This window comes from Pseudomonas sp. NBRC 111131 (assembly GCF_001320525.1).
Taxonomy (GTDB): domain Bacteria; phylum Pseudomonadota; class Gammaproteobacteria; order Pseudomonadales; family Pseudomonadaceae; genus Aquipseudomonas; species Aquipseudomonas ceruminis.
This window is the reverse complement of the sequence record NZ_BCBH01000014.1, coordinates 61,042-72,135: the sequence shown is the minus strand read 5'-3', so window position 1 is coordinate 72,135 and position 11,094 is coordinate 61,042. Positions and strand designations below refer to the sequence as shown.

The following is an 11,094-nucleotide window of genomic DNA, read 5'->3' as shown; positions in this document are numbered from 1 at the left end:
TTGACTGGGCGTTAACAGCCCTGTTGCAGGAGTTGTGCCGGGTTCAACAGGTTGATTTTGCTGGGGTTTGCCAGGTGGTTGGTGCTGGTGGGAGGGCAAAGTGTGTGAGGGGTGTTGGGCTGCGGACAGTTGGTTCTGCAGATAACGGCATGGACCGTATCCCCGCTCTCCAGACCGAACACCTAGGGACCGCAGCCTGGTATACGTCAGGCCGCTTCCCCCTGACGGCTCCACAATCGGTGGTAATAGCCCCGCCGTGCCAGCAACTGCGCATGGCTGCCATCCTCGACGATGCGCCCGTTATCGAACACCACGATCCGGTCCAGGTGCGCCACCGTCGACAACCGATGGGCCACCACGATCACCGTCTTGTCCTCCATGATCTCGTCGAGTTTGTCCTGAATGTAGCGCTCGGTGATCGAGTCCAGGCTTGAGGTGGCTTCGTCCATCACCAGAATCGGCGCGTTCTTCAGCAGCACCCGGGCAATGGCGATGCGTTGCCGCTGGCCACCGGAAAGCTTCACCCCGCGCTCCCCTACCAACGACTCGACGCCCTGCTCCATGGCCTCGATAAAATCCCGTGCACCGGCGCGGTCGATGGCCGCCTGCAACGCTTCGTCACCTGCCTCCAGGCAACCATAGTGGATGTTCTCGCGGATACTGCGGTGGAACAGGCCTGGCTCCTGGGGTATCAGGCCGACCTGCTGGTGCAGCGAGTGTTGAGTAACCGTGCGCACGTCCTGGCCATCGATCAAAACCTGGCCTGCGTTCACGTCGTACAAGCGCAGCAGCAGCCCCAATAATGTCGACTTGCCCGAGCCCGATGCCCCCACCAGGCCAACGCGCTGCCCTGCCGGAATATGCAGGTTCAACCCCTGGAAAATCGGCCGCCCAGGGTGGTAGCCAAAGCTCACGTCGGCGAAGTGGACCTCGCCACGCTCGACCTGCAATGCCGGTGCCTCATTGGCATCGCGTACATCATGGGGGCGCACCAAGGTGCGTACGCCGTTGGCGATGTTGCCCATTGCCTCGAAGAACTCCAGCAGCCGCCGCGACAGGCCGGCCACGTCGGTGATGATCATCAGCGACAGGCTGGTGGCCGTGACGAAAGTGGCAATGTCGATGCTGCCGCGCTGCCACAGCCACAGCGCCAGCAGCAAAATGCCGAGCTTGAGCAGCACGCCGCAGGCGTTCTGCAGCCAGCGGATCTTTTCCATGTAGCCTAGCGAGCGGTCAGCGGCAGCGACCTCGCGGTCCAGAAAGCGGCCCAGGTAGCTGTGCTCGTATGGGTGGCGGGCGAACAGGCGAATATTGGTGAGGTTGGTCACCGCATCCACCACCTTGCCGGTGCTGACGCTGCGCGCCGCGGCAAAATCGCGGGCCAGGGGGTGGCTTCGCCTGGCCAGAAACCAGCACAACGTAAGAAAGCCCAGCGCCCACAGGCCCATGAACGCCGCCAGCCAGCCATTGGCCGTGGCCAGCAGGACCACCGCCAGGGCCAGGGTGGCCAGTAGCGGGATCAGGTCGAAGATCAGAATCGCCAGGGTCTGTGTGGTACCCAACGAAACCTCGCTGATACGGTGCGCCAACGCACCGGCGAACTCGCTGGTGATGTAGCGGTGCGAGTGGCGCTGCAGGTAGGCGAACAACGCCTGGGTCACCGCCCGTCGCTGGCGTGGCACGGTATGGATGTGCAAGCCGCTGGCCGCGCGCATGCTGACCATTTCCACCACCAGCAAGGCCGCGAAGCCAGCCAGCGGCCAACCGAGCAGGTTGACGGCGTGGGGAGTGTCCAGGCCCTGGCTGACCAGGCGGGTGATCTGGCCCAGTTGCCAAGGCACCAGGACCGCGCAAAGTACGGCCACGGTCTGCAGCGCAAGCATACCGACGTAGGCCAGCGGGTGGCGCAGAATGAAGGCGCGCACGAATGCCATGGGGGTGTCGGGCAAGTGGCGAATGTCCCAGCCATCGGGGAGGCGGTGGGTCGGTGTCACAGTATTTTCCTCGGTATCAAAGTGCTGCTACTGGCCTCATCATCAGCAAGCCGGCGATGCCGCCAGTGGCTTAAACAGCAATCCGGCTGACCCAGCGTGGCTGCGCCGCCGGCAAGCTGGGCACGGCATCGAGCAAGGCACGGGTATAGGGATGGCGCGGTTGCCCGAGCACTTGGGCCGCCGCACCCTGCTCCACCACCCGGCCCCCCTGCATCACCAGCACCTGGTCGCTGACCTGCTCGACCACGCCCAGGTCATGGGAAATGAACAGGCAGGCGAGGTTGAGTTCGGCCTTGAGCTCGGCCAGCAACGCCAGGATGCGCGCCTGCACCGACACATCCAGCGCTGACACCGGCTCATCCAGCACCAGCACGCGCGGCTTCATCGCCAGCGCGCGGGCAATGGCGATGCGCTGGCGCTGCCCGCCGGACAGCTCCAGCGGGCGCCGGTCAAGCACACTCAAGGGCAGTTGTACCCGTTCCAGCAACGTGGCCGCCTCGGCGCGCCGCAGTCCACGGGGCACGCCGGCCTGGGCCAGTGCCTCGGCGAGCACCCGCAGCACGGTGTAGCGCGGGTCGAACGAGGCCAGCGGGTCCTGAAACACCACCTGGATGCCCTGGCGCACTTGGCGTTGCTGCGCGGCAGAAAGCGCCAGCCAGTCCTGCCCGGCGAATGCCACGCTGCCCTGCTCCGGCCGCTCCAGACCTAGCAGAATGCGGCCCAGGGTGCTCTTGCCGGAACCGGACTCGCCCACCACACCCAAGGTCTGCCCCGCGCGCAATTGCAGGGAGACGCCGTCCAGCACCTGACGGGGCCGGCCATCCGGGCCCACGAACGATTTGCTCAAACCACGTGCTTGCAGCAGTACCGGCTGCTCGTCCACGGCATCCTCCACCAGGGCCAGGGCAGGTGCCGACCGGCGCTGGAAATGCACCGCCCGCGCTGCGCTGAGCAGGCGTTGGGTGTAGGGGTCCTGCGGGTCTTGCAGGATTTGTTCGGCACTGCCCTGCTCCACCACCTCGCCGTGGCGCATTACCGCAACCCAGTCCGCCAGGCGCGCGACCACCGCCAGGTCGTGGCTGACCATCAGCAGGCTGTTGTCGCGCCCGCGCAAGTGCTCCAGCAGGTCGAGGATCTGCGCCTGCACGGTGGCATCCAGCGCAGTGGTCGGTTCGTCGGCGATCAGCAGGCGCGGCTGGCAAGCGATGGCCGAGGCAATCAGCGCACGCTGGCGCAAGCCACCGGAGAGCTGCCACGGGTACTGCCGGGCACGCACCTGGGGCTCCGGCACACCGACCTGGCGCAACAGCTCCAACACCTGCAGGCGGCGCTGCTCGGCGCCCAGCCCAGTGTGCAGCAGCAACGGTTCCTCGATCTCGGCCCCCACCCGGCGCAGCGGGTCAAGCGAGCCCAGGGCGTCCTGCATGACAAAACCGATGCGCCCACCACGCAGGCGCTGCCAGGCTGCTTCATCGAACGCGAGCAGGTCCTGCCCGGCAAAGGCCAGCCGTTGCGCCCGTATTGCCGCACCGGGGCCGGTCAGGCCCACCAAGGTGCGCGCGGTCACGCTCTTGCCTGAGCCGGACTCGCCCACCAACGCCAGGCACTGGCCGGCGTGCAGTTGCAGGTTGACCCCACGCACCACCGGCACGCCATTGAAACTCACCTGCAGGTCACGGATGTCCACCAGCGGTGGCTGTGTCTGGAAAAGGCTCATACGCTTCTACCCTCGCTGCGCCTCAGCCAGTCACGGCCGATGACGGTTATGGAAATGACGGTCAAGGTGATTGCCAGTGCCGGCCAGGCCATCAGCCAGGGGGCGTTGGCCATGAAGTTGCGGGCCACGGCCATCATCGCGCCCCATTCGGGCGCAGGGGGAGGCGCGCCGAAGCCGAGAAAGCTCAAGGCTGCCGCTGCCGTGATGGCCCCGCCCAGGCCGATGCAGGCGAGGATCAGCACTGGCTGCACGGCATTGGGCAGCACATGCCCGAGCACCACCGCCAGCGGTTTGCGGCCTAACGTCACCGCTGCCTCGACAAACCCAGCTTGGCGGATGGTCAGGGTTTGAGCCCGTACCAGGCGAGCGTAGCGCGGCACCGAAGCGATCCCCACGGCGATGATGAGGTTGCTGGCGCCCTGGCCGAACAGGGTGATGATCACCAGTGCCAACAGCAGGTCGGGGAATGCCAGCAACACGTCCACGGCGCGCATCAGCAGGTTGTCCAGCCAGGCCGGAGCCAGGCCAGCCAGCAAGCCGAGCAGTGTGCCCAGGCCCAGGCCGACCAGGGTGGCAGCCAAACCGATGAACAGTGACGGCCGGGCACCGTGGATCAAGCGGCTGAGCACGTCACGGCCGTTTTCGTCGGTGCCCAGCCAGAAGGTACTGCTGGGAGGTTGGTAGGCCAGGCGCGCGTCCGCAGCCAGGGGGTCGGCTGGGGACAGCCAGCCAGGGACGAGCACCGCCAGCAGCAACAAACCAAGCGTGGCCCACGCTAGCCAGAGCCCGGGGCGGGACAGCCAGCGGTAGCGGTTTGATGACGTCCAGGGAGTTAGTGCGATCGCAGTCATGTCAGTCCTTGTTGTGTCAGCGGTGCTGGCCTCTTCGCGGGTACCCCCGCGAACACGGGCGAAGCCCTTGCCATTCAACTCACGGCGACGGGTTGGGAATACGCCGGTGCACGGCCTGGATCTCGGCCAGCACGTCATCCGTGAGCTGTACTTCAAGTGCGCTGAGGTTTTCCTGCAATTGCGCCAAGGTGGTCTGCCCGGTAATCGCGCTGGCCACGAACGGTTGGCGGATAACGAAGGCCAGGGCCAGTTGCGCCGGGGTCAGCCCGTGCTCGCGGGCAAGCTGCACGTAACGGGCGATGGCGCTGTTGGCCTCGGCGCTGCCGTAGCGGTTGAAGGTGCGGTACACCGATGACAACCGGGAACCCTCCGGCAGCGCGCCGTCCAGGTACTTGCCGGTCAGTGCACCGAACGCCAACGGCGAATAGGCCAGCAGGCTGATGCCCTCGCGGTGGCTGAACTCCGACAGGCCATTTTCGTACAGGCGGTTGAGCAGGCTGTAGGGGTTCTGGATGCTGGCGATACGCGACAGCCCCTGCTCCTCGCTGTGGCGCAGGAAGCGCGCCACGCCCCACGGTGTTTCGTTGGAGACACCAATGTGGCGCACCTTGCCCGCCTTGACCTGCTCATCGAGCACGGCAAGGGTCTCTTCGATGGCCGCGGTGTCGGGGTGGTCGTCCACGTAGGGGTATTCGCGGATACCGAAGAAGTTGCTGGTGCGGTCGGGCCAGTGCAACTGGTAGAGGTCCAGGTAGTCGGTCTGCAGGCGGCGCAGGCTGCCTTCAAGGGCCGCGACGATGTTCTTGCGGTCGTGGTGCGACAGGCCATCGCGGATGTGCGCCTGGCCCCCAGGTTCGCGGGCGGGGCCGGCGATCTTGCTGGCCAGCACGAGCTTGTCGCGCTGGCCGCGGGCAGCCAGCCAGGTACCGATGTAACGCTCGGTGGTGGTCCAGGTTTCGGCGCGGGTGGGGGTGGGGTACATCTCGGCGGTGTCGATCAGGTTCACGCCGGCGGCGATGGCAGCGTCCAGTTGCTGGTGGGCGTCGTGCTCGGTGTTCTGGTGGCCCCAGGTCATGGTGCCGAGGCTGAGCAGGCTGACCTTGAGGTCGGTGTGGCCTAGGTGGCGGTAGAGCATGGTGTAAATCCTTGGGTAATTGAGTGTATTCGGGACCGTGCGGCGGTTTCGCAGCCCATCGCCGGCAAGCCGGCGGCTACAGAGCGCGCACCGTGCCTTGGGCCAGCACAGAAGCGGTGGCGGTTGCGGGGTGCTGCGGCCCCTTTTTGGCAAACTGGTTCACCGCCTTGGGCAACCCGAGGTGCTCGCGCAACGTGGTCCCGCTGTACTCGGTGCGGAACAACCCGCGCTTCTGCAGCAACGGCACCACCTCCTCGACGAAGACCCGCGCCCCTGACGGGAACATGTCGGGCATGATGTTGAAGCCATCCCCTGCCCCTGCCAGGAACCATTCGGCGAGGGTGTCGGCGACCTGCTCGGGGGTGCCCACCGCCAACCGGTGGCCCACCAGGATCCGCCGTGAGAGTTGGCGGATGGTCAGGTTTTCACTGCGCGCCAGGTTCAGTTGGGCTTCCAGGAAACCGTGGGAACCCCGTTCGAAATCCGCCACCGCTCCAATCTTTGCCCACGGCAACGGTGCATCCGGGTCCAGCTCCCGGGCATCGATGCCGATGCGCCCGGCCACTTGCTGCAGCAGGCCGTGCTCGCCGTGCCAGGCGTTGAGCTCATCGAAGCGGGCATGCGCCTCGGCTTCGGTGCTGCCGATCACCGTCGACAGGCCGGGCATGATCTTCAGGTGCGCAGGGTTGCGCCCCCAGGCCTTGGCCCGTGCCTTCATTTCCTGGTAGAACGCCTGCCCGTCTGCCAGCGTGGTCTGGGTGGTGAAGATCGCATCGGCATAGCGCGACCCCAGTGCCTTGCCGCCTTCGGAAGAACCGGCCTGCACCAGCACCGGTCGGCCCTGGGGCGAGCGCGGCAGGTTCAGCGGCCCCTTGACCTGAAAGTGCTTGCCCTGGAAGTCGATAGTGTGGACTTTGCCCGGGTCGGCAAAGCGGCCAGCAGCGCGGTCACCGATGATCGCGTCGTCCTCCCAGCTGTCCCACAGTTTGAGGGTCACATCGACGAATTCCTCGGCGCGACCGTAGCGGTCCACATGCAAGGGCGCGCCTGGCAGGCCGAAGTTCTGCGCCGCCGCATCGCCGGCGTTGGTGACCACGTTCCAGGCAGCGCGGCCGCCACTGATGTGGTCCAGCGACGCGATGCGCCGGGCCAGGTTGAACGGCTCGTTGTAGGTGCTGGAGCAGGTGGCGATCACCCCGATGCGCTCCGTGGCCGCAGCCACCGCCGTCAGCAGCACGGTGGGCTCCAGACGCCCACCGGGCTGGCTGGATACATCGGGTGGCAACGCTGGGCCATCGGCGAGGAAGATCGCATCCAGGCAGCCTCGCTCGGACAGCCGGGCGATGTCGCGGTAGTAGTTGACGTCGATATAGGCATCGATGGCCGCCTCGCCCTGGCGCCAAGCACCGGCGTGCGAGCCGAAGCCGAGGATGTTCATGCCCAGGCTCATCTGCGCGGGTTTGTTACTCATGGTGATTCTCCTGTTCAGACCGCACTGGCTTCGTCGCCGCCGCCCTGCCCTGCGCTGGCGGCAGCCTGGCGGGCACGCCAGGCCTGAGCCGGGCTGATGCCGTTGAGGTAGTAGTTGCCCAGTGCCTGCTCGCGGTAGATCGCCGGGTTGTGCGAGGCCAAGGTGCGGGCATTGCGCCAATGGCGGTCGAGCCGCCGGGCTGTGCTGGTGGCCGACGCACCGCCCACCTCGAAGAGCAGGGTGCTGGCTTCAAGCACCTGGGGCAGCACGATCTGCTGGGCCTGGAAGGTGTGGATTTCAGCGTCGGTGTAGAGCTGTTCGGGCACGTCCCCGGCCTGCCCGGCTTCGAATACGGCCTGCAGGCTCTGGCCCACCGCCGTGACCTGCGCCTCGGCGGCGAAGGCCAGGCTGGCCAGGCGGCCGATCACTGCTTGCACCAGCGGGTCTTCGGCCGGCTGCGACTGCCCCGGTACACCAAAGGCACGGGTGCGACCCTGAACGAAGGCCACGGCATCGGCCAGTACGGCGCGGGCAATGCCGGCCAGGGTGGCCAGGTGCACGGCCTGGTAGAACGCCGTGAGATAAGACTCGGCACGCAGCTCGCCCTTGGCGAAGCGGCGCAGCACGTGGTCGGGCTGCACGCTCACCTGGGTAAAACGGGTGGTGCCGCTGCCGGTCAGGCGCTGGCCGAAACCATCCCAGTCGTCGAGCCGCTCTACCCCCGGCGCACCGGTGGGCACCGCCAGGCTGACGAAGTCATCGCCATGGTTGGCCACCGCTGCCACCCAATCGGCGTACAACGTGCCGGTGCAGTAGTACTTCTCGCCGTCCAGGCGGTAGCCGTCCTGCGTGTCGCTCAGCTGCACGGTGTTGCCGGTGCTGTCGCTGCGCTCGGCCATTGCCGCGCCCCACAGCTCGCCGGCCACCACACGGGCGAACCAGTAGTCCTGGGACGCGGCATCGTTGGAAGCAAGCCGCCCTTCGACGAAGCCGAAGTGGGCGCGGAAAATCTGCGGCAGGTTGGAATCGGCTTGCCCAAGACGCACCAGTTGGCGCAACAGTTGCGCCAGGCTGGCACCAAGGCCGCCGTGGCTTTGCGGCACGCGCAAGGCGCCCAAACCAGCCTCGCGCAACCAGGCGACCGGCTCAAAGGCCAACGTGCGTTGCTGTTCACGGGCCACCGCGCCTTCGGCGATGCGGCGGTAGATCGGCGCGAAGCGGGCATCCAGTTCGGCGTCGGACACAGGGGTTTGACTCATCACGGTTCCTTCTCTTGAATTCAGCGGCGCGCAGTGCGCGGGTCGATGGCCTGGGTGAGCAGGTCCACCAGCAGGTTCACCAACACATAGATCGCGGCCGCCAGTACGGTCACACCCAATACCAAAGGGATGTCCTTGTTGGCGGTGGCGTCGAGCATCAGCCGGCCGATGCCCTGGCGGCCGAACAGCAGTTCCAGCACCACTGCGCCGCCCAAAAGGCTGGCGAACACGTAGCCGGCCAGGGTCACCAATGGCACCAGCGCATGGCGCAAGGCATGGCGCAGGCGTACCGCGGTGTCGGACATACCGCGGGCCCGGGCCTGGGTGATGAAAGGTTGCTCCAGCACCTGCTCCAAGGACTGGCGCAGCACCTGGGCCAGCACCGCAGCAACCGGCAGCGCCAGGGCCAGGGTCGGCAACACCAGCGAGCGCCAGCCACGCGAACCAGAGGGTGGCAGCAGGTGGAAGTAGAAGGCGAAGGCCAACAGCAGCACAGTGCCGATCACGAAGTTGGGCGTGGACGAGAGCACCAGCTCGATGCCCGAGACCCATGCCCGCAGGCGCCGGCCGCGATTGGCGGTCAACAATGCCGAGACCAGTGCGATCAGTACGGCCAGCACCGCCGCGCTGCTGGCCAGGGCCAGCGTTGCGCCGACCTGCTCGCCGATGGCCTGGCCCACCGGAATGTGCAACCGGTACGACTCGCCCAGATCGCCTTTGGCCAGGCGCGCCAGGTAGTGGCCGTATTGCAGCCACAGCGGCTGGTCAAGGCCATATTCGGCGCGCACCTGGGCGAGCATCTCGGGCGTTGGCATGGCATCCGGCCCTCCCAGGATCGCCAGCGCGGTATCCCCACCGCTGTGCTGCACGCCGAGGAACGTCAAGCTGGCCGCCGCCCACAACACGATCACGCCGTCGCGCAGGCGGCGCAGCAACGTTGTCAGCAGTTTCATGGTTGCTCCTTGGCCAGCCATACGCTGGTGAACAGAGGGACGTTGTGCGAGCCGTCGAACACCACCCCGCCGACGGCCGCCTTGCGGTAGGCCAGCAGCATCTGGCTCTCCACCGACGGCACGGCCGGCACGGTTTCGCCCAGGCGTTGCTGTGCCTGGCGATACAGCGTCCGGCGCTGTGCCGGGTCGTTGCTGCGCCGGGCGTCGCCAAGCAGCTGGTCCAGGCGTGCGTCGCGGAAATGGCCGGCGTTCTGCCCGAGCATCCGTGCGCTGGGGATCGACTGGCTGTGGTAGAGGATGTACAGGCCATCGGCAGTGTTGGTGTGCCAATACCCGCCGCCCAGGGCGTCGAAGTCTCCGGCGTAGCGCAGCTCCATCACCCGCGTGATGGGCAGCAGTTCGATGGCCAGGTCAAAGCCGACCTTGCGCAGGTCAGCCTGTGCCGCCACGGAGACATTGGCCGGGAACGCGGGGTTGTCATAAGTCAGCAAGGTTGCGCCAAGCCGCTGGCCATTGCGGGTGCGAAAGCCTTCGGCGTCGCGGCCGGTCCAGCCGGCTGCATCGAGCAGGCGGCCAGCTTCGGCCGGGTCGAAGGCCAGCGCATCGCGGGCCGACGGGTCGTAGCCAGGGGTGTTGACGGCAAGGAAGTCACCCTTGGCCAGGTATTCGCCAAAGCCGGAAATCCAGGCCAGGCCGTCGCGGTCGATGGCCTTGGCCACGGCCTGGCGCACGCGCACGTCATCGAATGGCACGCGCTCGACATTGAACGTGAGGCTACGCGCCGGGTTGCCCTTGCGGATACGGTTGCGCAGGGTCAGGGCGGAGTTGGCGCGAATGGCCGCAGCGTTCTGCGCCGGTGCGTCCAGGGCCATGTCGCTGTCGGCGGCCTCCAGCGAGGTATAGCGGATCATCGCCTCAGGCACGTAGCTCAGTTCGATGCGCTGCAGGTAGGCCTCGCCCGCATGATTGATCGCCGGCGGCGCCCAGTGGTAGCCGGCCCGTCGCTCGAAGCTGGCACTCTGGTCGCGCACCCAGTCGGTCAACACGAACGGCCCAGTACCGATGGGCTTGCTGGCGATGGTCCGGGGCGCCTCGAGGATCTGCCGTGGCGAGATCATCCCCAGCCAGGCTTGCGACAGGACGTCTAGGAACGGTGCATACGGTGTGCGCAGGGTCGCCTCGAACGTGTATTCATCCACCACCCTGCCCTGCAGATAGGGCGCGATGTAGGCGGCAGCCAGCGGCGACTTGGTTTTCGGGTCGCGCATGTGTTCCAGGTTGACCCGTACCGCCTCGGCATTGAAACGCTCCCCATCACTGAAGGTCACGTCATCGCGCAGGTGAAAGGTGTAGGTCAGGCCGTCGGCACTGATGTCCCAGCTTTTTGCCAGCCACGGTGTGAGGGTGCCGTCTTCGGCCTGGTACACCAGGCAATCGAAGAGGATGCGCCCCAGCCACTGGATGTTGCCGTGGGACAGTGCATGGATATCGAAACTGCCAGCATCGCTCGCGGCCGACACCCGCAAGGTACCGCCGCGCCGGCCGACGCCCTGCTCGACGAAGTCGCTGGCGGGGTAGCGCATCACCCCGTTGGCGACATACGTTGCCTCGCCTTTCAGGGTACTGGCGGTGTCCGGCGGGTTGGCCGGTGAGCAGGCGGCGAGCAGCAGCGCGCCGGCCAGTGCGCCGTGACGGATGAGGTGCCGCATCGGCC

Annotated in this window: 8 protein-coding genes; all 8 read right to left on the bottom strand. The window is 66.7% G+C overall.

Going from position 1 to position 11,094, the window contains the following annotated elements:
- Positions 1-206 precede the first annotated feature (206 nt).
- The 8 genes from APH34_RS14800 to APH34_RS14765 all read right to left on the bottom strand — a co-directional run bounded on the left by APH34_RS14800 (position 207) and on the right by APH34_RS14765 (position 11,089).
- Positions 207-1,934 carry an ABC transporter ATP-binding protein gene (locus tag APH34_RS14800; protein ID WP_156358087.1) on the bottom strand — a complete coding sequence of 576 codons (1,728 nt, stop codon included), beginning with the start codon at positions 1,932-1,934 and terminating at the stop codon, positions 207-209.
- A 130-nt stretch (positions 1,935-2,064) separates the two neighbouring features.
- Positions 2,065-3,711 carry an ABC transporter ATP-binding protein gene (locus APH34_RS14795; RefSeq protein ID WP_054901778.1) on the bottom strand — a complete coding sequence of 549 codons (1,647 nt, stop codon included), beginning with the start codon at positions 3,709-3,711 and terminating at the stop codon, positions 2,065-2,067.
- Positions 3,708-4,562 (bottom strand): ABC transporter permease, encoded by an 855-nt coding sequence (locus APH34_RS14790; RefSeq protein ID WP_054901777.1) that lies wholly within the window; start codon positions 4,560-4,562, stop codon positions 3,708-3,710. The genes APH34_RS14795 and APH34_RS14790 overlap by 4 nt, the downstream gene beginning before the upstream one ends.
- Positions 4,563-4,641: 79 nt before the next feature.
- Positions 4,642-5,697 carry an NADP(H)-dependent aldo-keto reductase gene (locus APH34_RS14785; RefSeq protein ID WP_054901776.1) on the bottom strand — a complete coding sequence of 352 codons (1,056 nt, stop codon included), beginning with the start codon at positions 5,695-5,697 and terminating at the stop codon, positions 4,642-4,644.
- Between the two features lie 76 nt (positions 5,698-5,773).
- Entirely contained in the window at positions 5,774-7,168 is a 1,395-nt protein-coding gene (locus tag APH34_RS14780; protein ID WP_054901775.1) for an LLM class flavin-dependent oxidoreductase, read from the bottom strand.
- 14 nt (positions 7,169-7,182) lie between these two features.
- Positions 7,183-8,427, bottom strand: a complete 1,245-nt coding sequence (locus APH34_RS14775; protein ID WP_054901774.1) for an acyl-CoA dehydrogenase family protein — start codon at positions 8,425-8,427, stop codon at positions 7,183-7,185.
- A 20-nt stretch (positions 8,428-8,447) separates the two neighbouring features.
- On the bottom strand, positions 8,448-9,380 hold the full coding sequence (locus APH34_RS14770) for an ABC transporter permease (protein WP_054901773.1): 933 nt from the start codon (positions 9,378-9,380) through the stop codon (positions 8,448-8,450).
- Positions 9,377-11,089, bottom strand: coding sequence for an ABC transporter substrate-binding protein (locus APH34_RS14765; RefSeq protein ID WP_054901831.1), 1,713 nt, complete (start codon positions 11,087-11,089; stop codon positions 9,377-9,379). The genes APH34_RS14770 and APH34_RS14765 overlap by 4 nt, the downstream gene beginning before the upstream one ends.
- Positions 11,090-11,094: the final 5 nt, after the last annotated feature.